Source organism: Polaribacter sp. Z014 (assembly GCF_023555435.1).
Lineage (GTDB): Bacteria > Bacteroidota > Bacteroidia > Flavobacteriales > Flavobacteriaceae > Polaribacter.
Genome location: NZ_JALCZP010000015.1, coordinates 1 through 25,196 on the forward strand (window position 1 = coordinate 1; position 25,196 = coordinate 25,196).

General features: G+C 33.1%; 25 protein-coding genes. All 25 read left to right on the plus strand.

Going from position 1 to position 25,196, the window contains the following annotated elements:
- A partial coding sequence (locus MPF19_RS14145; RefSeq protein WP_249988742.1) for a nitroreductase family protein occupies nucleotides 1–318 on the plus strand: 318 nt, incomplete at its 5' end.
- 31 nt (nucleotides 319–349) lie between these two features.
- Nucleotides 350–973, plus strand: coding sequence for a putative quinol monooxygenase (locus MPF19_RS14150; RefSeq protein ID WP_249988743.1), 624 nt, complete (start codon nucleotides 350–352; stop codon nucleotides 971–973).
- 32 nt (nucleotides 974–1,005) lie between these two features.
- Nucleotides 1,006–1,860 carry an acetolactate decarboxylase gene (gene budA, locus MPF19_RS14155; RefSeq protein WP_203392507.1) on the plus strand — a complete coding sequence of 285 codons (855 nt, stop codon included), beginning with the start codon at nucleotides 1,006–1,008 and terminating at the stop codon, nucleotides 1,858–1,860.
- Nucleotides 1,861–1,867: 7 nt separating this feature from the next.
- Complete coding sequence (locus MPF19_RS14160) at nucleotides 1,868–3,133, plus strand: carboxymuconolactone decarboxylase family protein (protein WP_249988744.1); 1,266 nt, start codon at nucleotides 1,868–1,870, stop codon at nucleotides 3,131–3,133.
- 154 nt (nucleotides 3,134–3,287) lie between these two features.
- A complete protein-coding gene (locus tag MPF19_RS14165; protein ID WP_249988745.1) occupies nucleotides 3,288–3,806 on the plus strand; it encodes a nuclear transport factor 2 family protein in 519 nt (172 codons plus the stop codon).
- Between the two features lie 39 nt (nucleotides 3,807–3,845).
- A complete protein-coding gene (locus MPF19_RS14170; RefSeq protein WP_249988746.1) occupies nucleotides 3,846–4,787 on the plus strand; it encodes an NADP-dependent oxidoreductase in 942 nt (313 codons plus the stop codon).
- Nucleotides 4,788–4,800: 13 nt separating this feature from the next.
- On the plus strand, nucleotides 4,801–5,739 hold the full coding sequence (locus tag MPF19_RS14175; protein WP_249988747.1) for an alpha/beta fold hydrolase: 939 nt from the start codon (nucleotides 4,801–4,803) through the stop codon (nucleotides 5,737–5,739).
- Nucleotides 5,740–5,763: 24 nt separating this feature from the next.
- On the plus strand, nucleotides 5,764–6,390 hold the full coding sequence (locus tag MPF19_RS14180; protein WP_249988748.1) for a putative quinol monooxygenase: 627 nt from the start codon (nucleotides 5,764–5,766) through the stop codon (nucleotides 6,388–6,390).
- Nucleotides 6,387–8,225 (plus strand): antibiotic biosynthesis monooxygenase, encoded by a 1,839-nt coding sequence (locus MPF19_RS14185; protein WP_249988749.1) that lies wholly within the window; start codon nucleotides 6,387–6,389, stop codon nucleotides 8,223–8,225. The genes MPF19_RS14180 and MPF19_RS14185 overlap by 4 nt, the downstream gene beginning before the upstream one ends.
- A 29-nt stretch (nucleotides 8,226–8,254) precedes the next feature.
- Nucleotides 8,255–9,745, plus strand: a complete 1,491-nt coding sequence (locus MPF19_RS14190; RefSeq protein ID WP_249988750.1) for an aldehyde dehydrogenase family protein — start codon at nucleotides 8,255–8,257, stop codon at nucleotides 9,743–9,745.
- A 333-nt stretch (nucleotides 9,746–10,078) separates the two neighbouring features.
- Entirely contained in the window at nucleotides 10,079–10,345 is a 267-nt protein-coding gene (locus MPF19_RS14195; protein ID WP_249988751.1) for an alpha/beta fold hydrolase, read from the plus strand.
- Nucleotides 10,346–10,369: 24 nt separating this feature from the next.
- Nucleotides 10,370–10,963 carry a DsbA family oxidoreductase gene (locus MPF19_RS14200; protein ID WP_249988752.1) on the plus strand — a complete coding sequence of 198 codons (594 nt, stop codon included), beginning with the start codon at nucleotides 10,370–10,372 and terminating at the stop codon, nucleotides 10,961–10,963.
- Nucleotides 10,964–11,467: 504 nt separating this feature from the next.
- On the plus strand, nucleotides 11,468–12,364 hold the full coding sequence (locus tag MPF19_RS14205) for a helix-turn-helix domain-containing protein (RefSeq protein ID WP_249988753.1): 897 nt from the start codon (nucleotides 11,468–11,470) through the stop codon (nucleotides 12,362–12,364).
- A gap of 212 nt (nucleotides 12,365–12,576) precedes the next feature.
- The gene (locus MPF19_RS14210; protein ID WP_249988754.1) at nucleotides 12,577–13,599 is read left to right on the plus strand and encodes an efflux RND transporter periplasmic adaptor subunit; all 1,023 of its coding nucleotides are present in this window, start codon (nucleotides 12,577–12,579) and stop codon (nucleotides 13,597–13,599) included.
- Between the two features lie 14 nt (nucleotides 13,600–13,613).
- Nucleotides 13,614–16,808 (plus strand): efflux RND transporter permease subunit, encoded by a 3,195-nt coding sequence (locus MPF19_RS14215; protein ID WP_249988755.1) that lies wholly within the window; start codon nucleotides 13,614–13,616, stop codon nucleotides 16,806–16,808.
- Between the two features lie 90 nt (nucleotides 16,809–16,898).
- Nucleotides 16,899–18,176 (plus strand): TolC family protein, encoded by a 1,278-nt coding sequence (locus MPF19_RS14220; RefSeq protein WP_249988756.1) that lies wholly within the window; start codon nucleotides 16,899–16,901, stop codon nucleotides 18,174–18,176.
- 12 nt (nucleotides 18,177–18,188) lie between these two features.
- Nucleotides 18,189–18,788 (plus strand): TetR/AcrR family transcriptional regulator, encoded by a 600-nt coding sequence (locus tag MPF19_RS14225; RefSeq protein WP_249988757.1) that lies wholly within the window; start codon nucleotides 18,189–18,191, stop codon nucleotides 18,786–18,788.
- Nucleotides 18,789–19,461: 673 nt separating this feature from the next.
- Nucleotides 19,462–20,025, plus strand: coding sequence for a TetR/AcrR family transcriptional regulator (locus MPF19_RS14230; protein WP_249988758.1), 564 nt, complete (start codon nucleotides 19,462–19,464; stop codon nucleotides 20,023–20,025).
- Nucleotides 20,026–20,098: 73 nt separating this feature from the next.
- The gene (locus MPF19_RS14235) at nucleotides 20,099–21,025 is read left to right on the plus strand and encodes an alpha/beta fold hydrolase (RefSeq protein ID WP_249988759.1); all 927 of its coding nucleotides are present in this window, start codon (nucleotides 20,099–20,101) and stop codon (nucleotides 21,023–21,025) included.
- Between the two features lie 21 nt (nucleotides 21,026–21,046).
- Nucleotides 21,047–22,357, plus strand: coding sequence for a lactonase family protein (locus MPF19_RS14240; protein WP_249988760.1), 1,311 nt, complete (start codon nucleotides 21,047–21,049; stop codon nucleotides 22,355–22,357).
- Entirely contained in the window at nucleotides 22,358–22,690 is a 333-nt protein-coding gene (locus MPF19_RS14245) for a TfoX/Sxy family protein (protein WP_249988761.1), read from the plus strand.
- Nucleotides 22,687–23,349, plus strand: a complete 663-nt coding sequence (locus MPF19_RS14250) for an NAD-dependent epimerase/dehydratase family protein (protein ID WP_249988762.1) — start codon at nucleotides 22,687–22,689, stop codon at nucleotides 23,347–23,349. The genes MPF19_RS14245 and MPF19_RS14250 overlap by 4 nt, the downstream gene beginning before the upstream one ends.
- Nucleotides 23,350–23,422: 73 nt before the next feature.
- The gene (locus tag MPF19_RS14255; RefSeq protein ID WP_249988763.1) at nucleotides 23,423–23,749 is read left to right on the plus strand and encodes a hypothetical protein; all 327 of its coding nucleotides are present in this window, start codon (nucleotides 23,423–23,425) and stop codon (nucleotides 23,747–23,749) included.
- A gap of 22 nt (nucleotides 23,750–23,771) precedes the next feature.
- On the plus strand, nucleotides 23,772–24,512 hold the full coding sequence (locus MPF19_RS14260) for an SDR family oxidoreductase (RefSeq protein ID WP_249988764.1): 741 nt from the start codon (nucleotides 23,772–23,774) through the stop codon (nucleotides 24,510–24,512).
- 16 nt (nucleotides 24,513–24,528) lie between these two features.
- Nucleotides 24,529–25,164, plus strand: a complete 636-nt coding sequence (locus MPF19_RS14265; protein ID WP_249988765.1) for an SDR family oxidoreductase — start codon at nucleotides 24,529–24,531, stop codon at nucleotides 25,162–25,164.
- The last annotated feature ends 32 nt before the right edge of the window (nucleotides 25,165–25,196 follow it).

Sequence of the window (25,196 nt, forward strand, 5' to 3'; positions counted from 1 at the left end):
TTTAAAGACCAAATGCACGGTGGACGTATGTTGTTTGCAGATATTCATAAATACGACCTTAAAGATTTACCACATTGGATGGAAAAACAAGTCTACTTAAATATGGGGTCTCTTTTATTAGGTGCTGCAGCTTTAGGCATAGACGCTTGCCCAATGGAAGGTGTAGATGTAAAAGCTTTAGATGAAGAATTCGGCTTACGCGAAAAAGGATATACGGCTTTAGCAGTTGTATCTTTAGGTTATAGAAAAGACACTGATTTCAATGCGAAGCTTCCAAAATCTAGATTTTCAGAAGAAACCATAATTACCAAATTATAAAATAAACGAGAACACTATAAAAAATCATATTATGAAAAGCACAATCGTAAAATTCACAGCAAAACCGGAACACGCAACTAGTTTTGCAGCAACTTTAAAAGAAGCACAAGCAGCGACACAAAAAGAAGCTGGCAATAAAGAAATTAAAGTATTTGTATCGAATACTGATGCCAATGTATTTTTTGTTTACGAACGTTGGGCAGACAAAGCAGCAATAACATCTCACGATAATAAGCCGCACACAAAGAAGTTAATGAAAGTTGGACAAACTGCATTAGCAGGTGCTCCAGATTTTTATTTCTTAGGGGATACCAATCCGTTACCGGAAAGAACTAAATCTGCAAACCCAGAAGATGAAGTATTTATTATTTTCTTCATTTTTAAGTTGAAAACAGAATTTAGAGCACAACTTTTAAATCAGTTTGAAGACCACATTACACATACCAGAAAAGAGGAAAAAGGAAACATTCTTTTTGATCTATACACAGTAGACGACCAAGAAGACACATTGGCTGTATATGAACATTGGAGAAAAGAATCTGATGTGTGGGACATTCACTTTCACCAACCGTACGCAGAAAAAACAGGTAAACTTATGGAAGAAGCTGTAATTGGTGATTTAAAGCAATATATGAATTTCGTTAAAGAAATTTAATACTCATTAACCTTCAACTAAAAACTACTATTATGAAAAAACTAATACTACTATTTTCGTTGGCGCTTTTAGCAAGCTGCGGAAATGAGACTAAAAAAGAAGCAATGTCAACTTCGGAAGAAGCGCACGGACATTCACATTCTCAGGATACGGACAAACACGGTTTGGCGCCTCATACCGAAAATACCATTCACCAATATGCACCAACGGTTGCCTTATTAAATAGTATTTATGAAGGTAATATTACGCCACAACAAATGGTACAGCAAGGTAATATTGGTATTGGAACCGTAAATCATTTGGCTGGAGAGCTGGTTGCTGTAGACGGAGTGGTCTATACGATTGATGCCGAAGGCGGAATCGCAGAAGCACCAGACGATTTAGAATCACCAAATATGACGATGATAAACTTTCAACCGAAACAAACCGTAACTGTTGAAAATATTGAGTCTTATGAAGATTTAACTAGAGAGCTTCAAAAATATTCAACCTCTAAAAATAGTTTTTACGCGTATAGAATTAAAGGTGAATTTAAGCACTTAAAAATGGCTTCTGCCCATAAAGTAGAGAATGAAGATGTGTCTTTATTTGAATATTTAGATACACGTGTAATGTATACTAGAGACAACATTAAGGGGACTTTGGTAGGTTTATTTACACCAGATTATCTAGGAAACATCGTTATTCCGGGAATGCATTTTCACTTTTTATCAGACGATATAAAATTGGGTGGGCATTTAGAAGACATCAAATTTGATAAACTTTCTATTGAAATTCAAGAAGTAAACCAAGTTAATTTACAACTTCCAGAAACAGAAAAATTCAGAAATAAAGACTTAAAACAAGGTGCAGCACCAAAGGCTACAGCAAAACAAAACGGAAAATAATAAGATTATGAAAAAGTACATAATTTTAGTTTTAGCATTGTCTTTCTCTTTTGCGAGTATTGCACAAAACACAAAAGAAGACAACTATAAAACAGGCGTAAAAATTGTAAATGAGGTTAATGGAGAAGGCGCTGCAAATGGTTTAGAAGCGGCGTTTAAAGACGTATCCCCAGATATGTCAGATTACATAATTCGCTATGGTTTTGGAGAAATTTATAACAGACCAGGTTTAGATTTTAAAACAAAAGAATTATTAATAATTGCTAGTCTTACTACACAAGCTAATTCAACATCACAATTAAAGTCGCATATGAAAGCTGCTTTGAACGTAGGTGTAACTCCAAATGAGATTTCTGAAACGATGATTTTGTTGAGTCTCTATACTGGTTTTCCTGCAGCAAACAATGGGGTTTTTGCTTTGAAAGAAGTTTTAAAAGAAACCAATTATGTGGCAACTACAAAAGTTAATTCTTCTAATCAATTAATTAAAAACTGGGAATTAGAAGGTTTTTCTATGCCAGAATCTATAGTGGCTTCTCCCACACAAAATTGGTTGTATGTTTCTAACGTAAATCAGAATGAAAAAGGATATATAAGCCGAATTACAAAAGCAGGTAAAGTAGATAATTATAAATGGGTAACAGGGTTAAACAACCCTGCTGGTTTAGCTTTATACCAAGACAAATTGTATGTAGGTGATGGCAAGGAACTTCATATAATTGATGTAAAAAAAGGTAAGCTCATAAATAGCTTTACATCAACAGATGTGGTTTCATTAAATGATGTTGTAGTTTCTAAAACAGGTCAGGTTTTTATCTCTGATATTGCAGGCGGAAAAATCTTCACTTTAGAAAATAACAAACTAGTAGTTTGGTTTCAAACACCAGAAATTAAACATCCAAACGGAATTTTTATTCAAGATGATAATTTAATTATAGCTGATTTTGGCACAAAATTATCCTTAGAATTAACTCCAGATAAGTTTGGTAGTTTGTATAAAGTCAACCTAAAAGACAAAACAGCTACGATGATTAAAAGTGCGTATCAGTTAGGTGCTTTAGATGGTTTAGCGGCAGTTAAAGACGGATATTTAGTGACTAGCGGAATTGTTAGTGATTTGTATTTTATTAATAACGATACTCGAAAAAGAGTAGGAACATTTCCTAAAGGATTAGCAGATATAAGTATTCAAGGTAATACGCTATATGCGCCAATTCTTTTTAGTAATAAAATTGAATCTTTTTCACTTCCTATGATTTACGTTAAAAAGTAAGGCGTACTTTGTTAATTAAATCATAAAATATTGATATTAAATAAATTACGAACACAATATACCATTAAAGGTACATTATTTACCATTACTAAACTACAAGACATTTTTAGATTTGTAGTATCATTAAAATTAACTAATAACTAAAATTAAAATTATGAAAAAAGTACAACTAACAGTAGTATTAATTGGTGCTATCTTATTTGCATCTTGTACAGACAATTCTGCGGAATTAAAAAAATTAAATGAAAACATTACAAATTTGGAATCTAAAATAGAAGTTCAAAATCAGGAGCAAGCGACTTTAGAGGCAAACAAAAAAGTAGTAACAGATTTTTATCAAGATCTCTTCGGAAACCAGAATTATCAAAACATAGATAAATATGTTGGTCCAGTTTACATTCAGCACAACCCTAATGTTGCAGATGGTAGAGAAGCGCTTAAAGAAATGTTACCTATTTGGTTAAAAGATGCTCCTAAATTTAAACTCAATTTCAATCTTGTTGTGGCAGAGAAAGACCTTGTTTTCGTTCAAGTAATTACAAATAAAGAAGGTGATAGAACCTCTACAATGGATGTTTTTAGAATTACAGACGGTAAAATTTCTGAACATTGGGATGCGTTTAACACCTTCAATAAAGGAGATAAATCTGCGAACGATAATCCTTTATTTTAATCAAATTCATCAAATATAATTTTTTAAAAAACACACAATATGAAAGCTATAGTATTAACAAAAGCAGGAGGACCAGAAAACCTTCATTTAGCAGAAGTAGAAAAGCCAAGCATAAAAGAAAACGAAGTGTTAGTTGCTGTTAAAGCAATTTCATTAAACCCTGCAGATGTAAAACCAAAGTACGCTGACAAAATGTTGGATTCAATGTACGGTAAAAATCGTCCAGTTATTTTAGGATGGGATATTGCAGGAACAGTAACTGAGGCTGGTACAGCCGTTACCGATTTTAAAGTAGGTGATACTGTTTTTGGGATGGTAAACTTTCCAGGAGCAGGTAAAGCATACGCGGAATTTGTTGCAGCTCCAGAAGCTCATTTAGCACTTATGCCAAGCAACGTTTCTTTTGAAGAAGCTGCTGCGACCACTTTGGCTGCTTTAACGGCATTACAAATTTTAGAAGGAAAAATTAATAAAGGAGATAAAGTTTTAATTCAAGCTGGTTCTGGTGGAGTTGGTCATTTTGCAATTCAAATAGCAAAGAGTTTTGGTGCGTATGTTATTGCAACTGCATCAGCTAAAAACAAAGATTTCATACTGTCTATTGGTGCAGATGAAGCTATAGATTATCACACACAAAAATTTGAAGAAATCTTATCTGATATCGACTTTGTATTAGATACTCAAGGTGGTCAAGTATTAGTGAACTCCACTAAGGTTTTAAAAGATGGAGGAACAGTAATTACCACTTTTGGTATGGATATGCCCGAGGAAGCTAAAGCTATAGCAGAGAAAGAAAACAAAACGGTTTCTAATATTTTAGTGCATTCTAGCGCTAAAGATATGAACACTTTAAAAGGAATGTTAGAAAGTGGTGCTATTAAACCAAATATCTATAAAACCTTTGCTTTTGAAGATATGGCAGACGCACATAGAGAAGTTGAAAAAGGAAGAACAGTTGGTAAAGTAATTGTTACTATTTAAGAGCAATTTGGTTATGGAAAATAATAATTCTACAAATGCTTTAATTTTTAACAAAGATGCATCAAACCAGAAGAAAAGACCTTTTCTAGTAGATAAAGAAGAGTATCCTTTTAAAAGTAATTGGTATGACAAAGACGGTGTTTCGATGCACTACATAGATGAAGGAGAAGGCATACCTATTGTATTAGCACACGGAAATCCAGAATGGTCATTTATATATAGAAATATTATAAAAGAGTTATCTGGTGAAGCAAGATTAATAGCTTATGATTTACCAGGTTTTGGATTTTCAGATACGCCTAAAGATTTTGATTATACGCCACAAGAGCACGCAAAATGGGTGAAATCTTTGGTGCTTGATCATTTAAAACTTGAAAAGTTTATTTTGGTTGTGCAAGATTGGGGCGGACCAACTGCATTGCATCTTGCTACAAACCATCCAAATTGTATTTTAGGAGCCGTTATTTCTAATACTTGGGCTTGGAAAGCAAATCCTGAATCAGAAAAATTTTCTAATTTCTTTAAAACGGAAGAAGGAAAAAGACTTATTTATGAGGAGAATTACTTTGTAAGAACATTGCTTTTAAAAAGTATGAATAAAAAATCTGGCAATAATCAAGCGATTATTAATGCTTATGAAATGGCATTTCCAACACCAGAATCTAGAAAAGGAACATTGATTTTTCCACAGCATATTACACTTTCAGAATCTTGGTTTCTAGAAATAGAAGAAAAATTACACCTTTTAGCAGACAAGCCAGTGGAATTGATCTTTGGTGAGAAAAATAGAACTCTAGGAAATCCAGAATCTATTGCTAAATGGCGTTCTTATTATCCAAATGCAAATGTTCAATTATTGCCTAATGCAGATCATTTTACGCAAGAGGAAAGCCCTGAGAGTTTTGTGTTTGCGCTTAGACGAATATTAAAAGAGCATAAGAATTCTATATAAATAGCAATAAAAAAACGAGATAAGATGATAAAAGTTATAGGTCAGTTTGAAGTAAAACCAGCATTCCGTTCTCAATTTAAAGAGGCTTTAATGACTGTAAAAAAGGGAAGTGTTACAGAACCAGGATGTTTGGTAATTCGCTTGTTTGAAGATAAGCAAAACCCTAATATGTTTTTTGGATATGAATTGTTTACCGGAGAAGAGGCTGTGGCATTTCATCGTTCTCAATCCTACGAACTAAAACTAGCAGAATTAGCTAATGAAGCACTTGTAAACCCACCTAAAGCTTATGTTTTGGTTGGTGAAGTTTCCGAAGAAAAAGGAGTTGAAGAGTTTAGCAGTACTGCTAATTCAGCAGAACTACGTGTTATTGCTTTGTTTGATATTAAAGCAGATGAAAACAAAAAACTGATCGCACAATACGAGAAGCAAATTCCGAATGTGCGAGCTCAAGATGATTGTGTTTCTTTTAACGCATATACGGTTTTAGAAAATCCAAATCAGTTGGTGGTTATTGAAGAATGGAAAACGCAAGAATTAGCACAGAAGTTTTCTACAACAGACGCACTTTCTATGGAAACAGGTAAAGTGTTATCAGAAACATTAGAACGTCCTATTCCAGAATATTTACATCAAGTAAACGAGATATGAAAAATTCAATTTACACAATAGTAGTACTGCTAGTCATTGTATTAGCAGGATGTAAGGACAAAGAAGTGCCAAAAGTTTCAACAGATAAAGAAAGTGAGGAGCTAATTACTAACGATTTTTCTGTAGCTATAAAATGGGAATTAGACGGGTTTAAAATGCCGGAATCTGTGTATGCCTCACCAAATCATAAATGGTTGTATGTTTCTAACACCAATGGTGCAGCACCTGGTTTTATAAGTCGCGTTTCTAAAGATGGAGTAATTGACAACCTTAATTGGACAACCGGATTAACAGCTCCTACAGGTTCTGATATTTATAAAAACACCTTGTATGTTGCCGACCAAAAGCAAGTGCATCTTATAAATCTAGATAACGGAAGTATCATAAAAAGTTACGCAGACAACGAAGCAGGTTCTTTAAATGACTTAACCATAAACCAAAAAACAGGACAAGTTTTTATTTCTGATGTGCCTGGTGGTAAAATTTACACTATTGAGAATGACAAATTAGTGGTGTGGTTACAGTCGGATAAAATTCCGTTTCCGAATAGCGTTTTTGTAGAAAATAACACCTTGGTTGTTGCTAATTACGGACTAGAAAATGGCGAAGGATTAATGCGAAAAGAATGGGAACCTGAAGATTTTGGTTCATTATATAACATTGATATCACTTCTAAAAAGGTAACGTTAATTACTTCTTCAAATAAAAAAGGAGTGTTTGATGGTGTTACATCTTTTAACGGTGTTTTACTTGCCAGCAGTAACCCAACAGGACAATTATTCACGTTTGATGGTGATAAAAGCTATTTAATTGATGCGTCTTCCAAAGGAATTGCAGACATTAATACGGATGGCGAAATCATTTATGCACCTTATATTTTCGATAATAAATTGATTGCCTACCAGCCCGTTTCTTGGGATAGAATTACTACTAAAGAAGATTATATAGAAAAAGGAGCCGACAATTATTATGGTGATGAAGGTGGAGCGTCTATTGCTACAAGTGACGGAATAATTAAAGGAAACTTTGGCGGACAAGAATTAAAAGGAACTTGGAATTGGGAAGGTGAATATTTCTGTAGAACAAGTACTCTAGGAACGATGGATTTAGGTTCAGACTGTATTCAGATTGATGTTACAGATACTAAAATGCGTTTAATTTTAAATAAAGGAACAGGGATGTCTGTGGTTTATGATAAAAAGAAAGACCCAGAAATTACCATTTTATCCACTTTTAAAATAAAATCGGACAAGATTGATTTGTTTAAAAAGGAAATGCTAGAGAATCAAGAGGTGGTGCGTAAAGAGGCTGGAACTTTAGAGATGAAGTTGTTTCAAGATAAAAACAATCCAGAAAATTTTTTGGTCTTCGGAATAAATGAAGGAGAAAAGACTTTAGAATCTCATACGGAAGCAGTAGACAAAAGAGGAATTGCAGATCGCGTAAAATCGGCTTTAATTGAAGCGCCTAAAACATTGTTTTTAAATAACGAAAAACCGTTGCCAACTAATGATTTTAGTCAAATTAAAGTGGACAATAATGAAGTGCTATTGTTTTTCATTTTTGAAATTAAAGAAGGCTATAAAGAAGAGTTTGTGAAACAATTAATAGAGCACACAGAACTTACCAGACAAGAAGAAGGCAACATCCGTTTTGATTTTTACAGCATTAAAGGAAAAGAAAATTCTTTTGCATTGCAACAACGTTGGAAAAATGATGAAGCTGGTGTTACCCACAGAAAACAATCGTATACACAGGTTACAGATAAATTAATGAAAGAGGCTATTATAGCATCTTCTCAGCAAGAATTTTTTGTGAATCAGATTGAAAAATAGAAAAAATTAATTAAGAAAACATACCAAAAATGAAAACACAAGAAGAATTACCTGATTACACCAAAAAAATATTTGTTGGTGGCGAATGGAAAGATGGAAAAGGACCAGTAATAAAAGATATAAATCCTTGGAATCAAGAGGAGTTATTCTCTTTAAACGGTGCCACAGAGGATGATGTAAATGAAGCTTTTGAAACAGCTGCAATTGCACAAAAAAAATGGGCTGCAGTATTACCTCCAGAAAAGAGCAGAATGATGCAAAAACTAGCTACGGTTGTTAGAAATCGTAAACAAGAATTTGCAGAATGGGCACGAAAAGAAGTAGGAGCAACTTTGGCAAAAGGCTATTTTGAAGCTGAGTTAGTAGCTAGTGTTTTTGAAAGCGCTGTGCATTTACCATTATTAGTAGAAGGTAAAATTTTACCAAGAGATATAGAGGGTAAAGAATCTATTGCAGTTAGAAAACCATTAGGAGTAATAGGATTAATTTCTCCTTGGAATTTCCCAGGACAATTAACAGCTCGTACTTTAGGACCTGCGTTAGCGGTTGGTAATGCAGTGGTTTTAAAACCAGCATCAACATCTATAGTTACTGGAGGATTAATTTTCGCTTCATTTCTAGAAGAAGCAGGTTTCCCAAAAGGATTATTAAGTGTGTTGCCTGGTGGAGGTGGAACTATTGGTACTGCAATTACAAAGCATCCAATCTCAAAATTAATTTCTTTTACAGGTTCAACTCCGGTTGGTCGTCAAGTAGGGCAAAATGCGTTGAGTGCAGATATTATTAAAAATATCGAATTAGAATTGGGTGGTAACAGTCCGTTTGTAGTGCTTGAAGATGCAGATATTGATCAAGCTGTAGAAGCTGCTGCTTGGGGTAAATTTATGAATCAAGGTCAGATTTGTATGGCGATTAACAGAATTATCGTAGAAGATAAAGTCTATGATGAATTCACAGAGAAGTTTATCGCAAAAGTTAAAACCTTAAAACGTTTGGATATGAATGATCCGGACACGTTTGTAGGACCAATCATAGATCAAGCACAATTTGACACCGTTAAAAACCTAATAGACGAAGCTAAAGCACAAGGTTATAAAATGGCTTTAGGTGGTGAAGCAGATGGTTTACATATGCCACCGCACGTTTTTGTAGATACAGATGAAAACTGTCCGTTATTCAAACACGAGATTTTTGGACCTGCAGTATCTATTACACGTGCTAAAGATATGGAAGACGCATTGCGTTTAGCTAATGCTACAGATTTTGGTTTGTCTAGTTCTGTGTTTACACAAGACGAAGCTAAAGGAATGGCATTTGCACAAGGTATTGAAGCTGGTATGACGCATATTAATGACCAACCGGTTAATGATAGTGCTTATGCACCATTTGGAGGTGTTAAAAACTCAGGTTTAGGTCGTTTTAATGGACAATGGGGAGTAAAATCGTTTACTGTTGCACATTGGATTACTATTCAGAAAACACCAAGAAAGTACCCTTTTAAGGCATCTGATTTTCAATAGAGCGTAATTGTATATTTATTAGGAATGTTGGGATATCGTTATAAGGCTTGAAACTTCAAATATTCTAGCTGAATTGAACAATACTTATACAGTAATTGCATTTTTTAAGTAAGGATTCGTATTTAAAAACGAATCCTTAGTTTTACTTAAAATGAAGATTTAATGCTAAAATACATTCAAAAACACGCCATTTTATCTATTTCGGTAGGGATCATTTTTTTTACACTTTAGTCGTCTTATTTACCACCGAAGAAAGTTATAACGCTATTGAAAGGACTTTTTTATGGGTTCGGAATTATTTTGGATACTTTTATTTATATCTAGGTTTTGGTTGTGTTGTGGCACTTTTGTTGGTTTCTAGAAATAGAAGAAAAATTACACCTTTTAGCAGACAAACCAGTGGAGTTGATCTTTGGTGAGAAAAATAGAACTTTAGGAAATATAGAATCGATTGCTAAGTGGCGTTCTTATTATCCAAATGCAAATGTTCAATTATTGCCAAATGCAGATCATTTTACGCAGGAGGAAAGCCCTGAGAGCTTTGTATTTGCTCTTAGACGAATATTAAAAGAGCTTAAAGAAAATAAAAATTCTATATAAATAATACTAAAAAAACGAGATAAAATGAAATACGAAATTACAATGTTTTCCGATTTTCAATGCCCATATTGCTACATTGCAAAAGGAACTATTGATGGTCTGAAAAAAGAATATGATATTGAAATTAACTTTAGAGGTTATGAAATTCATTCAGACATACCGGAAAACGGTATTCCTTCAAAAGATTATTTCCCAAATGCAAAACAGAAAAATGTTCAGCTACAAGAATTTGGACGTCAATTCGGCTATGAATTTGCAGACATCACTGCGATGCCTAATTCTAACAAAGCATTACAAGTTGCAGAGTATGCTAAAGAGGTAAACAAATCTGATGCCTTTAATTCCCTAATGTACGAAGCATTCTTTTTTAAAGACATAAACATAAGTTTGGTTCCCGAAATAAAGAAAATGGCATTGACAGTAGGTATTTCAGAAGCAGAAGTTGATCAGGTTTTTGCAACTAATAAGTATAAAAAAATATTAGAAGCCAATAAAATGTTTTGTATTGATAATAATATTTCTAGTGTTCCAACTTTTATTATTAATAATAAAATTATAGTGGTTGGGGCTCAAAGTGCTGAAAATTTTAGAAAAGTCTTTGAAGAATTAAAAGTATAAATGAACAGTAACCAAAACACATTCAGTAGTTATTGCTACTATTGATAAAAATAGATTGCCTTCCACACAAATTATAGAACTGATGTTATTTGATGATGAAGGCATCTATTAAATCTAAAACGTTTTATAACTACAATAATGTGTAAATAGCCGTAAAAACGGCTATGCAGAAGTTACTACATAAATGAACTATAATGTTCTACATTATACAACTTGAGCTTTGGTTAAAAGCGAAAGTTCTTACTACAGTTTCTTAAAAAAATTAATTCTAAAAGTTTCTTCTGCAATGTCAATGAAATCGAGTTTACGAGATTCAAGAACTCCTCTAAAAAAATATTAACCTTGTGATTAAACACTTTTTATGCGACGACGTAGGAGGGAAGCGTAATATGTGTGAAATGGGTTAATTTTTAACTCAAGTCAATTTTAGTTCTTTATTAGTATAAAAATAAACCTAAAATTAAATAGTATATTTGAAGTAGACATAATTACTAACTTTTTCATTTGAAAAATTCATCAATAATAAAGCATACAATAAGTGAAATTATTAAAATCGTTGGGGACTCTGACCAAGGTGATGGATTGCACGTACATATTTCACATAATAAATTCGAAAAAATCCCTCTTGGCTATCCTTTTAGAAGTGATGGTTATTCCCTAGTATTACTACTTTCAGGTACTTTTAAATTACAGTTAAATTTAATTCCACATACACTTTTAAAAAATGAAGTGATCATTGTAAAGCCACAAGCTGTAGCTCAAATTCTTGAAATGAGCCCAAAATTAAGTATTATATCTATTAGTTTTACAGTCGATTTTATTCTTAAAAACGGATTTAGAAAAGAAGATTTTGATGCATTTGATTTTTTTACAGCGAGCAACATTCCTAAACTTAAACTGACAGGAAAAGAAATGGATTCTACCGTTTCTATAGCAAAAACACTAGAACGATATCATAGATTTTCTTTAGAAAAACTACCATATAAGGAAGAGTTAGTTCATTCTTCTTTTAAGCTGTTATTATATCAATATGGTTCTATTTATAAAAGAGAATTCCCGAATTTGGAAGCAAATTTATCTCGTCAAGAAGCGCTTATGCTTCGGTTTTTAGACCTTTTAAATGAAAACTTTAAGAGCGAAAGAACGGTTCAATTTTATGCAGATGTACTTTGCATAACTTCAGGTTATTTATCTAAAGTTTTAAAAGAAGTTTCTGGTAAAACGGCCAATCAATTAATAGATGAAGCTGTTATTTTAGAAGCTAAATTATTATTAAATAAACCAACCTTAAGTATTGCCGAAATTGCTGAAGAGCTGCAATTTAGCGATCAATCTTTTTTTGGTAAATTCTTTAAAAAACATACAGGTTTGTCTCCAACAGCTTTCCGAAAAGCACACTAATTACTTGTGATTTTAATAACTTTTTTGGACTAGTGTTATTCCTGTTTAGCTCTAAAAATCAACTGTTTTCTACATTTATTTATAACATGTCATTTGTAAAATAACGGTTTTAGACCAATTCATTCATTTTATAGACCTTTTCTAATCTTTCGTTTAGATGCAATTTTGCCGTGTAAAACATTAAAATAATAATTACACAAATAAGCATATCTATGAAACATTTATTAACTGCTACTGCGCTTGTCTTTTTATTAGCAAGTTGTTCTGGAAAAAAAGAAAATATAAAAACAGAAGTCATACCAGAAGTTACGGTAAAACAAATTGAAAAAACTGCTACAAAAGAAGTATTAAATTACAGCGGAACCATTGAGGCAGATAATACTGTGTCTTTAGGTTTTTCTATTCCAGGGAGAATCTCTAATGTTTATGTGCAAGAAGGCCAGAAAGTTAAAAAAGGAGCATTATTGGCGTCTATTGATGTTACCACCTACAAAAATGCATTTGATATTGCCAATGCAGGCTTAGAGCTTGCCAATGATAATTTTAAAAGACTAAATGGTTTATTCCAAAAAGGAAGTTTGCCAGAGCGCGATTTTATAGCCGTTAAAGTTGCTGTAGCTCAAGCAAATGCCAATAGAAATTTAGCAGCTAAAAATCTATCGGACACTAAATTATACGCGCCTTTTTCTGGTATTATCACTGCAAAACTAACAGAAATTGGAGCAACAGCAGCTCCCGGTATTCCTGCTTTTACAGTTATGAAAACAGATAAGGTGTATGCTAAAGCTTCTATTACTGAGTCTGAAATTTCGAAACTAAAAATAGGAACTCCAGCAAAAGTAGAAATCGCTTCAATGGGAGAAACTTTTAATGGCTTAGTGGCTATTGTGAATCCAAGTGCTGATGCTTTAACAAGAACATTTAATGTAAAAGTGAGACTGGACAATTCTGAGAACAAATTGCTCCCAGGGATGATTAGCGACATTAAAATTGAAACCGACAATGACTTAAGTATTATTTCGATTCCTGCTAGTGCCATTGTTAGAGACGCCAATAATATCAACTATGTATTTGTTGCACTAGACAATAAAGCGATTAAAAAAAGAGTGTCTCTTGGTGGTTTTTATGGTAATGAAGTTATTGTTACGGATGGTTTAACAGCACTAGACCATCTTATAATTGCAGGACATAGAACTTTAAAAGACGGACAAACAATAAAACTGTCATCTAAATAAAATCCCATTTTAAAATGAAGAGAGTAAAAATAAATTTTATAGAGGCAGCAATGAAATACCGACAGGTTACCATTGTTTTGACTTCATTATTAATGCTGTTAGGAATCTATTCTTTAGCAACGATGGCGCGTAGTGAAGATCCTCAAATTACAGTTCGTAAAGGATTGATATTTGCAGTATTTCCTGGAGCAGATGAGTTGCAGGTAGAAGAACAATTAACAAACAAGCTAGAACAATATTTATTTGGTTTTGAAGAAATTAGAAAAGAAAAGACAATTTCGGAAACCAAAGAAGGTCAAGTAATTATAACAGCTGAGTTAAATGAAAATGTAAAAGATACGGATCGTTTTTGGGCAACACTTCAGCATGGCTTAAATACCACATTCAGACAAGATTTTGCAGTTCCACAAGGCGTTGTTGGTCCAATGGTAAATAGTGATTTTGGAGATGTTGTGGCGCAAATGATTACAGTTTCGGCACCAGGCCGTAGTTATGCTGAAATAGAATCGTATTTAGATGTGTTAGAAGATGGGTTAAAAACCATTAATGAAACCTCTAAAATAAAACGATATGGAGGGCAAAAACAACAAATATACGTGACAGTATTGGATGAAAAACTAAAACAATATGGTTTCGATTTTTCAACAATTGCCCAAGTTATACAAATGCAAAATAACACGGGCTATGCTGGCGGAATTACATTAAAAAATTCCGAAGTATCCGTTTTTGCAAAAAATCAATATAAAAACGAAGCCGATTTAGGAAACCAAATTATATACAGTAGCCCAGACGGAAAAGTAGTACGTTTAAAAGATGTGGCCACTATTGAACGTCGTTATGAAGAAACTTCTAGTTTCATTCAAGTAGACAACAATAAAGTAATGATGCTTACGGTAGAAATGCAACCGGGAAATAACATCGTTCAGTTTGGAGAAAAGCTTACCAAAAAAATAGACTTTATAAAACAACAATTACCACAAGATGTATCTATCAATACTATTGTAGATCAACCTGCAGTTGTAAAAGGTAGTATTAGCCACTTTATGCTAGAATTTGTCATTGCTATTTTAGCAGTAATAATTGTAGTTATTATATTACTACCCTTTAGAGTGGCTATTGTTTCAGCTATCGCCTGTCCTATAGCTATCGTTATCACCTTTGGTGTACTAAATATCCTTGGTATTGAAATTCACCAAGTAACGCTTGCCGCATTAATTATAGTATTGGGAATGGTAGTAGATAATGCTATTGTTGTAGTGGATAATTATATAGAAAAATTAGACGAAGGCGTAGATCGTTGGACTGCGGCATGGCAAAGTGCTACACAATTAATGGTGCCAATTTTTACAGCAACCATGGCAATAATTTTTGCTTTTTTACCGTTGGCTTTTTTCTTAAATGGTATCGCAAAAGAGTTTATTCAAGCCCTACCAATCGCTGTGGCTGTAGCCTTATTTGCATCGTTACTTGTGGCGTTATTATTAACACCATACATGTGCTATGTATTTATTAAAAAGGGATTAAAACATAAAGTTAGCGATCAACTAGAAAAGAAATCATTGCTAGATAGATTGCAAACTGTATTTAACAAAGCCTTAGATTTTAGCTTTAGATATCCAAAAAACACATTGTTAGTAGGCTTATCTTCAGTTGTATTAGCTTTAGGTCTTGCTACAGGTTTAGAACAAGAATTGTTTCCAACAGCCGAAAGAAATCAATTTAATATTGAAGTTTGGTTACCAAATGGAGGAAGTTTAGAACAAACAGAAGCTGCTGTTAATCGTATTGAAAAAGAAATTAAAGGAGATGAAAGAGTTTTAGGTGTTGCTAGTTTTGTTGGCACCAGTTCACCTCGTTTTCATTCAACGTACGCGCCAGAATTTCCACGTAAAAACTTTGCACAAATATTCATAACCACTACAGGAAAAGAAGCCACGCAAGAGTTGGCTGATGCCTATATTAAAAAGTTTGATGGCTTTATTCCCGATGGTTATATTCGAATTAGACAATTGTCTATGAAAGATACCCCTGCACCAATAGAAGTGCGTATTGTGGGAGAGGATTTAACCAAGCAAAAACAAGTTGCAGAACAAGTAACTTCTATATTAAATAATGAAGAAGGTACAAACTGGGTGAGATCTTCATATCAAGATGATTATTATGGTGTTAATGTCAATTTAAAAGATGATAAAGCAAATAGGTTAGGGGTTACTAATGCGATGGTTTCGCAAACATTGGGTGCAGGATTAAAAGGGTATCCGGTTTCCACATTGTATGAAGGTGATAAAGCGGTCGATATTGTATTGCGTTACAATGCCAATAATCGCGAAAATATAAGTGATTTGGGTGTGCTTTCTATTTCTACTATGTTCGGTACTAAAGTGCCTTTAAAAGAAGTGGCAACCATTACACCAGAATGGCATACAGGAGTTATTACACATCGCAATGGTTTAAGAACATTAACTGTACTTGCCGAAACGCAAATGGGATTAAAGGCAGCTACGGTTCAAAATAATGTGATGCCAAAAATTGCCAATTTAGAATTACCAGATGGTATAACTATTAATTATGGTGGCGAATATGAAAGTACCAATGATACGGCTCCAGGCATGATGATGTCCTTAAGTATTAGTTTAGTATTAATATTCTTGGTTTTATTATTTCAATTTAAAGATTTCACCAAAGTATTAGTCATACTAGCTACATTCCCGTTAAGTCTTTTAGGAGCCTTTTTAGGGCTAATATTGACAAATAATCCACTTGGTTTCACCGCATTTATGGGAGTCATAAGCTTAATAGGTATCGTGGTAAGAAACGGAATTATTCTGGTAGATTATGCAGATGAATTGGTACTACAACATGGCTACACTATAAAAGCAGCGGCTAAAGCTTCTGGTAAAAGACGTATGCGCCCTATATTCTTAACCTCTATTGCTGCTGCCGTTGGAGTAGTGCCAATGATTGTTGGTAAATCTCCACTTTGGGCACCTTTGGGAAGTGTATTAGCAGTTGGTTTAATTGTTTCTATGGTTTTGACCTTATTTATTGTGCCTGTTTTGTATTACAAGTTTGTAAAACCAACACCTGATGCAGAACATCCACACCCAGATGCTGAAGAATTTGAACCTATTCTTTACAAACCTAAGAAAAGTAGAACGTCAAGAAAAATAGAGGTATTAAAACACAAATTAAAAAAACGATTTAAATAACAAAACTATAGACTACTGCTTCTTGAATTTATTTCAATCCCCCCTAAAAGGGAAGTGGTAGTCACTATAGTATATTTAAAAAAATAAATAATGAAAACATATAAATATATCCTGTCTTTTGTTTTTCTATTGGTTATTTCATTTCAAAGCTTACAGGCTCAAGATCGAATATTAACCTTGGAACAAGCCAAAACATTAGCAAAAACAAACAATAAAAAGACAAAACGTGCGTCACAAAATATAGCCGCAGCAGAAGCTGCAAAAGCTTCGGTTTATGCATCAGATAAACCATTTGTAGATGCTAGCGCTATGGGAATTCATGTAGGTGAACCAATTAACGCATTATTACCAGAAAATCAAGCAGTAGCCTCTTTAGGTGTTTCGCAAGTTATTTATGCTGGTGGTAAAATACATACAGCAAAAAAAATAAGTTCGACGGCTGTAGATTTATATACCTCGCAAAAAGAACTCACCCAAGCAGAAGTTTTATTGGACGTTGAAACTACGTTTTGGCAAATTATTAATGTTACTGCTAAAGTAGATTTAGCCAACAAATACAAAGACCTGTTAACAGAATTATTGAAAGATTTAACCAATTCGTTTGATGCAGGCATTATCTACAAAAATGATGTACTTAAAGTGCAAGTACAACTAAATACAGCTGAATTAAATTTATTAAAAGCCAATGACGGATTAGCAATTTTAAAGCTTAAAATGGCACAATTAATAGGACTTGAAAATGCTGATTTTGAAGTTAAGGACGCTTTAAACATCAATGCTCCACTTACGGAAAAAGCAAATGCTAAAGATGCTTTAACGAATAGGCCAGAAATTAAAATGCTTACGAATGCTGTTGAAATTGAAACGTTACAAACTAAAGTTTTAAAAGCCGATAGAAAACCAACGGTTGCCTTTAATGTAAGTGGATTGTATGGCACAGGAAAAGCAATCAATTTTAGTGATGCTTCTAACGATTTAACTTCCTATTATAGCGTGTTGAGTGTTAATATACCTGTGTTTGATTGGGGTGGACGTAAACAAAAAGTAAAAGAACAACAGTTTAAAACCGAAGCGAAACAATTGGAATTACAAGACACACAAGAGTTAATTGTGATTCAGATTGAAAATGCCTATTTAGAATTGCAACAAGCCATAAAAAGAGTTAAAATCACTGAAAAATCTTTAGCACAAGCTGACGAAAATTTAAGGTTACACCAAGATCGTTTTGATGCTGGTACTGTAGTAGGAAAAGATGTTTTAGAAGCGCAAGTACTTTGGCAAAAAGCCTATTCTGAAGTGATCGACGCCAAAGCAATGCAACAAATAAGTCAGGCGAATTACAAAAAATCTATTGGTCAAATTAATTAAATCTTTTTAATTATGCATATTAAAAATCATATTTTAGAAGTGTCCCGAGAGTTGTTTTTCAGTTTTGGAATTCAGAATATCAGTATGAATGATATTGCCAGTAAATGTGGAGTGTCTAAAAAAACGATTTACAAGCATTATACCAATAAAAGTGATTTATTAAATGAAACCATTGTTTTACAAGTAGAAGATTTAAAAGTAACTTTAAAAAAAACGAATGCAATATCTAAAAATGCTATTGAAGAATTGCATTCGTTTTTTAAATATATAAATGCACTTTCACTAGTAATTTCACCTGCTTATAGTCGTGAATTAAAAAAGTATTACCCTAATAAATATATTGAAATCTTTAAGTATAAAAATGAAATCATTATTCCTTTTGTATTATATAATATAGAAAAAGGAATAACTGAAGGACTCTATAAAGATGATATTTCCACGCAAGATATGTGCAATTCTTTTGATAATATTTCTAAAATTATTGTCACTTCAGAGATGTCATTCAGCCCAGAAACCAAGAAAAATGCAGTGTGTTTTTTGAATGCATTATTTATGCATAGGTTAGTTTCTGTAAAAGGTTTGGAGATCTTAAATCGTTTGAATAGCATTTAATTATATACCTCAAGTTTCTCTATATAGTCAATATCTGAGAATCGCGTATTTAAAAAATATTCCTACATAATACCAAATACGAGATTCTACGATATTTAAATAAAACACGTCCAAACGAATGTTTATAGAATATTGTTCAGAATCTTCTCGCATATTTTCTATTATAGAGAATAATAGCTATCATATTTATATTTTAGAAACCAATCCACAATTAGCTTAACATAATTACTATCGATATAAATCTAAAGACATTATATCTGCAATTATGTTAAATATCGGCCCAAAGCGCTATTTCGCTAATTGTTATAAAGTGTATTATAATGTTCCGTGTTATGTAACTTGAGCTTAGGTTACGGCATAAAAATAGAAGGTCTTGCAGACCTTTTGTTTTTTGAGCGAGATGATGCAATGGCAAAGTTGTTTCTACCGTTTCTTAGAAAAATTTATTCTAAAAGTTTCTTATACAATGCTAATGGAACACTTTTTATGCGACGACTTAGGAGGGAAGCGTAATGTGTGTGAAATGGCAATTATACCAAATCACTAATTTCTTATTAAAATTTAAATAAGTTCTCGTATCGTATTATAATCTTATGTTATTATTATCACAAAATATTGTGTTTATTTTTTTATAACTAATCAATTGATTAGTTTTGTACTCTAATTTAGTTTTATGCCTAGAGAAAAAAAATATAATGAAGCAGAAGTAATAGAACGTGCAATGGGCTTATTCTGGCAGAATGGTTATAAAAGTACTTCTTTACGAATGTTATCCAAAGAAATGGGTATCAATCAATTTTCTATAAATGCAAGTTTTGGTAATAAACAAAATCTGTTTTTAGAAAGTTTAAAATTGTACAGAACTAAGCTACAGCAATTATTAAAAACCTTTGAAGAGAATTCTAATGGTATTGAGAGTATTAAGAACTTCTTTTATGCATTTGCAGAATTTTCAAACCAAAATGAGTACAAAAGAGGCTGTTTAATGATCAATACAATGTCTGAATTTGGTCTTGAGGTAGATAAAGAAGTTGGTGCTCTTATTTCAAATTACGCAGAACAGTTAAAGGCTTTATTTAAGAAGAATCTTGAATTCAATACTACAAAAGATAACGACACTATAAAAAGACAAGTAAATTACCTTGATTTGGCTATTGGTGGTTTAGGCTTAGCAACAAAAGTAAAAGACAATGCTGTCATAGAAGATTATATAGAAATGACATTTAAAAATTTATAACATTTTTTTTACCTTAAAACTAATCGATTGATTAGAATAAAATAAAACGAAAGAAATTTTAAAAATAGAAATTATGGAAAACAACATGCAGTCACAAGAAGTATATAACAAAGATGTTACCAACAAGAAACAACGACCATTTATAGTAGATAAGGAAGAGTATCCTTTTAAAAGTAATTGGTTTGAAAAAGACGGAATTTCCATGCATTATATAGATGAAGGCGAAGGTATTCCTATTGTATTAACACACGGAAATCCGGATTGGTCTTTTTTAAATAGAAATATTATTAAAGCACTTTCTGGTGAAGCTAGAGTAATAGCTTACGATTTACCTGGATTTGGTTTTTCTGACACCCCAGAAAATTATGGTTTCACACCACAAGAACATGTAGAATGGATTAGCTCACTACTTTTTGAACATTTAAAATTAGATAAATTTATTATTGTTGTTCAAGATTGGGGAGGTCCTACAGGATTATCTGTGGCTACAAGTAACCCTGATAAAGTATTGGGAGTTGTTATAAGCAATACTTGGGCTTGGAAAGCTGAAGGAAAAATGTTCGATTTCTCCATGTATATGAGAACACCAGAAATGCAAGCAAAAATTATAGACGAAAACTTTTTTGCTACCACTTTGATGCAAAGTTCAATCAATACAAAATCGAGTAGTAATAAAGCCATTACAGATGCATATGCCATGGCTTTCCCCACCAAAGAGTCTAGAAAAGGAACCGCTGTTTTTCCGGCACAAATTACATTGGCAGTAGATTGGTTAGAAGATTTAGAAGGCAATTTAAATACATTACAAAAGAAACAAGTAGAACTTATATTTGGATTAAAAGATGAAGCAGTCGCCTCTCAAAATATTCAAGATAAATGGCGTTCTATTTTTCCTAAAGCACCAGTGCAATTGTTACCAGAAGCTGGTCATTTTACACAAGAAGATAGCCCAGAGAGTTTTGTGTTTTCGTTGAGAAGAATGATGAAAAATCTAGAATAGAAATTTTAAACTTAAATAAAAATGAAAACAAAGTTCGCCATAGTATTAAGCACAATTCTCTTTGTATTGACTTCAGTAAATGCACAAGAAAAATTTAAACCTTTAGATTTTAAAGCCAAAAAGTTAGTGGTTTTGTCTGATGCAGACCAATTGGCTTCAACATACGTTGATGGAAAATCTGGTAATAAAACAGCCGATTTAAAGGATCAATTAACAATAATAAATGGTGCAACTATAACAGACCCATCAGCATTAAAAACGGCACCAGTAAGTAACTCAGTTAAGTATTGGCCTAACAGTTTAACCGTTACTCCTGATGGTAAATATGCTTTGGTCGCAGAATTATTTGGTCCTGCTCCTTTAGGTGAGTCTATGATTAATGATACTCCGGTTGGTAGAAAAATAACGATTGTAGATCTTGAAACTGCAAAGGTGATTAGTAGTGCTGAAATTGCAGATGGTGTAAACGCCATAGATGTGCACCCAAGCGGAAAGTATGTGGTGGTTTCTACTATGGAAGAAAGTAAAGATATTATTCTTTTCCCTTTAGAAAACGGTAAATTAGGAAAAGCAAAAAACATTGTTTTAAAAGAGCTAGCAGCATCCATACTTCCTGGTTCTAAAATTTCGCATTTAACATTTGACCCTACAGGGGAATATTTAGCAATGTCTAGTTCTTTTGGAGACGAAACGGTTCGTTTTTACAAGTTCAATGAAACCGATTTAACTTTTATAGCATATGGAATGCCTGTTAAACCAGGAAAATTACCGGGTATTATGTACTGGACTCCCAATGGTAAATATCTATTGGTAACCAACATTGGTTGGGGAATGGATGTACCTGGTATGTACTTGGCACCGAATAGAGGTACCGTTGCTGCTATTCGTTTAGATAGAGAAAATAAAGGTGAAAACGGACCGCAAAATCAAATTGTATCTATTGAACCAGCACGAGTGTCTCCAGAAAATATTGCTGTGAGTCCTGACGGAAAATGGGTGGTTGCTTTAAATTTCGAAGCCTCTTTATTTCCTGTAGAGAGTCCAAACTATCAGCCTTTTTATTCCATATCTTTATATAGTTTAAATCAAGAGACTGGTAAAATTACTTTAAAAGATGAATTTTTTTATGAAGGTGTTATGCCTGAAGGTGTTGTTTTTGATGGGGCAAGCAAATTTTTAGCGGTTGCTGTTTTCGACCATCATGATGCAAACCAAAAAGGTGGTTCGGTAGATTTCTTTAGATTATTAGATGAAGAAAATCCGAAACTGATTCAGACAAAATATTCCATTCCAGTAATGCGTGGATCGCACATTATTAAAAGAATAGATTAAATGGCTGCTTCAACCGATTATTTAGACTTTATTCTGGACCAATTATCAAATTGGAAACCTATACTAACAAAACGAATGTTTGGTTGTATTGGCTTGTATGCCGACGGTTTAATGTTCGGTATAATCGCCAAAGAAACTATTTATTTTAAAGTAGACGACTCCAATAAAAACAAGTATTTAGAAGCTGGGTCAGAGACTTTAAAACTTTTTAAAAGTAACAGTGTGGTCGCTTCTTTTTATGAGGTTCCTGTTGAAATTATTGAAGACGCAAATCAATTTGTGGTTTGGGCTGAAGCCTCTTTAGAGATTCAAAAAAGAAAAAACGAAGTATGAAAGTAATTATAACAGGAACCACGGGTATGGTAGGACGAGGCGTTTTAATAGAATGTTTAGAATCTCCAAATGTTGAAGAAGTATTGGTCATAAACCGAAGCTCTTTGCAAATGCAGCATCCAAAATTGAAAGAAGTAATTCATAAAGATTTCTTCAATTTTAGTTCCATTAAGGAAGATTTAAAAGGGTATGATGCTTGTTTTCATTGCATGGGAGTTTCTTCTATTGGAAAGAAAGAGGAAGAATATCATCGTTTTACCTACGGAATAACGGAAGCATTGGCTAAAACGCTTTATCATATAAATCCTGAAATGGTATTTAACTATGTTTCTGGTGAAGGCACAGACAGTACCGAAAAAGGAAAATTGATGTGGGCTCGAGTGAAAGGGAAAACCGAGAATATGATTTTGAATATGGGTTTTAAAGATGCTTATATGTTTCGACTTCAATTAATTCTTCCTTTGAAAGGCGTGAAATCCAAGACCGCGTGGGTAAATGCATTCTATTTTATCGCTCGTCCGTTTTTTAGACTTTTAGAAAAAAAGAAAAATAACACCACAAGTGTCAACGTTGGTCTCGCTATGATTAATAGCGTTCTTTTTGGAACCGACAACAAACTTTTAGAAAATGAACAGGTTAATAAATTAGCCAAAAATTAAATCAATCAAAATGAATAAAATATTTAAAACAATAGTTCTAATAGCAGGTGTCTTAAACTTCCCAATAGGTATTATGATGATTGTACAAGCAATCTCTAGTAAAACGGGCGAAGCCTTAATAACCAATTCGGTAGCAGGTGCTTTTATAATCTTCGCGGGAGCATCACTAATATGGGCGATACAAGAAGTAAACACAAGAGCACCCATAATCCTTTGGAATGGTTTTGTGCGCTTATTTAACGTATTTCTAGTATCCTATGCCACAACGGTTGGGGATGTGCCACAAGAAATGATATACACTACGGGAATGGATTTAGTATTAGCAATTGTCTTCATAATTGGAAGTGTAAAAGTTACGGGAATACCATTTTCAAAATTAGTAATAGGAAAAACAAATTAATAAAAACTTAAAATCAAATACGATGAAAAATAATATAGAAGGTAAAGTAGTAGTAATTACAGGAGGAAGTAGTGGATTAGGAGAAGCTACAGCACGTTTTTTAGCAGAAAAAGGAGCCAAAATAGTTTTAGGTGCTCGTAGACTAAATAAATTAGAAGTAATTGCTGATGAAATAAGAAAAAACGGAGGAGCAATTGAAGTACTAAAAACAGACGTTACCAAAGCTAATGATGTAAAGGCATTGGTTAAAAAAGCAATTGACAGTTTTGGTAAAATTGATGTAATGATAAATAATGCGGGCATTATGCCATTAGCACCATTAGCTGCACTTAAAGTAGACGAATGGGATAGCATGATTGACGTAAATATCAAAGGAGTATTATACGGAATTGCAGCTGCATTACCAGAATTTCAGAAACAAAAATCAGGTCATTTTATAAATCTTGCTTCCGTAGCCGGATTAAATGTGAGCCCAGGTGGAGCTGTGTATAGTGGGACTAAATTTGCAGTAAGAGCGATTAGTGAAGGCTTACGAAAAGAAGTAGGTAAAGACATTAGAACCACCATACTTACACCAGGTCTAATAGATTCTGAATTGCAATTAGGAAGCTCAGACGAGGCTACATCTCAGTATGTTCAACAAGTATATAAAGATGCTATTCCTGCAATTTCTATTGCTAAAGCAGTGGCTTATGCTATTGAGCAACCAGATGATGTAGATATTAATGAATTAGTAATTCGTCCTACGGTACAGGAATTTTAATGATATAAAATATATTATGAAAAAAACATTAGTTATAGGAGCAAGTGGGCAAATAGGCAAAATGCTTGTTGAAAAATTGCTCCAAGAAGAAAATTCTGTAGTTGCCTTGGTTCGTAATGAACAGAAGGGGCAAGAACTTGAAAAACTAGGTGCAGAAATTGTAGTTGGAGACCTTGAAAACGATTTTGAACACGCTTTTAAGGATTGCGATAAAGTAGTATTTAGTGCTGGTTCTGGAGGTAATACAGGTTACGATAAAACACTTTTAATAGATTTATGGGCAGCCAAAAAGGCTGTTGATTATGCTATAAAAAATGATATACAGCATTTTATTATGGTAAGTGGTCTGGGTGCTGGTGATCCTAACGAGTTTGTATCTGACTTAAAACCATATTTAGTAGCGAAGTATTTTGCCGATTATTATTTATTAGAAAGTGGTTTAGCGTATACGATTTTACAACCTGGTAGTTTAATCAATGAAAAAGGAACGGGTTTAATTAGAACTAATAGATCTGATAATTTTAAAGAGTTAGTCATTCCAAGAGAAGATGTCGCTCATGTAATTACGTATTGTCTAGAAAATAACTCTACAAAAGGCAAAACATATGAGTTATTTAGTGGAAAGGAATCTATTAGAGAATCTTTAAGTTAATGAATTAATAATTCGCCCAACAGTTCAAAATT

Bases quoted from the DNA above. Each gene is read 5' to 3' on its own strand.
- MPF19_RS14235 (WP_249988759.1), top strand. From the start codon at position 20,099: ATGGAAAACAACATGCAGTCACAAGAAGTATATAACAAAGATGTTACC.
- MPF19_RS14200 (WP_249988752.1), top strand. From the start codon at position 10,370: ATGAAATACGAAATTACAATGTTTTCCGATTTTCAATGCCCATATTGC.
- MPF19_RS14170 (WP_249988746.1), top strand. From the start codon at position 3,846: ATGAAAGCTATAGTATTAACAAAAGCAGGAGGACCAGAAAACCTTCAT.
- MPF19_RS14180 (WP_249988748.1), top strand. From the start codon at position 5,764: ATGATAAAAGTTATAGGTCAGTTTGAAGTAAAACCAGCATTCCGTTCT.
- MPF19_RS14150 (WP_249988743.1), top strand. From the start codon at position 350: ATGAAAAGCACAATCGTAAAATTCACAGCAAAACCGGAACACGCAACT.
- MPF19_RS14215 (WP_249988755.1), top strand. From the start codon at position 13,614: ATGAAGAGAGTAAAAATAAATTTTATAGAGGCAGCAATGAAATACCGA.
- MPF19_RS14245 (WP_249988761.1), top strand. From the start codon at position 22,358: ATGGCTGCTTCAACCGATTATTTAGACTTTATTCTGGACCAATTATCA.
- MPF19_RS14210 (WP_249988754.1), top strand. From the start codon at position 12,577: ATGAAACATTTATTAACTGCTACTGCGCTTGTCTTTTTATTAGCAAGT.
- MPF19_RS14250 (WP_249988762.1), top strand. From the start codon at position 22,687: ATGAAAGTAATTATAACAGGAACCACGGGTATGGTAGGACGAGGCGTT.
- MPF19_RS14260 (WP_249988764.1), top strand. From the start codon at position 23,772: ATGAAAAATAATATAGAAGGTAAAGTAGTAGTAATTACAGGAGGAAGT.
- MPF19_RS14230 (WP_249988758.1), top strand. From the start codon at position 19,462: ATGCCTAGAGAAAAAAAATATAATGAAGCAGAAGTAATAGAACGTGCA.
- MPF19_RS14190 (WP_249988750.1), top strand. From the start codon at position 8,255: ATGAAAACACAAGAAGAATTACCTGATTACACCAAAAAAATATTTGTT.
- MPF19_RS14175 (WP_249988747.1), top strand. From the start codon at position 4,801: ATGGAAAATAATAATTCTACAAATGCTTTAATTTTTAACAAAGATGCA.
- MPF19_RS14225 (WP_249988757.1), top strand. From the start codon at position 18,189: ATGCATATTAAAAATCATATTTTAGAAGTGTCCCGAGAGTTGTTTTTC.
- MPF19_RS14220 (WP_249988756.1), top strand. From the start codon at position 16,899: ATGAAAACATATAAATATATCCTGTCTTTTGTTTTTCTATTGGTTATT.
- MPF19_RS14240 (WP_249988760.1), top strand. From the start codon at position 21,047: ATGAAAACAAAGTTCGCCATAGTATTAAGCACAATTCTCTTTGTATTG.
- MPF19_RS14255 (WP_249988763.1), top strand. From the start codon at position 23,423: ATGATGATTGTACAAGCAATCTCTAGTAAAACGGGCGAAGCCTTAATA.
- MPF19_RS14185 (WP_249988749.1), top strand. From the start codon at position 6,387: ATGAAAAATTCAATTTACACAATAGTAGTACTGCTAGTCATTGTATTA.
- MPF19_RS14165 (WP_249988745.1), top strand. From the start codon at position 3,288: ATGAAAAAAGTACAACTAACAGTAGTATTAATTGGTGCTATCTTATTT.
- MPF19_RS14160 (WP_249988744.1), top strand. From the start codon at position 1,868: ATGAAAAAGTACATAATTTTAGTTTTAGCATTGTCTTTCTCTTTTGCG.
- MPF19_RS14265 (WP_249988765.1), top strand. From the start codon at position 24,529: ATGAAAAAAACATTAGTTATAGGAGCAAGTGGGCAAATAGGCAAAATG.
- budA (WP_203392507.1), top strand. From the start codon at position 1,006: ATGAAAAAACTAATACTACTATTTTCGTTGGCGCTTTTAGCAAGCTGC.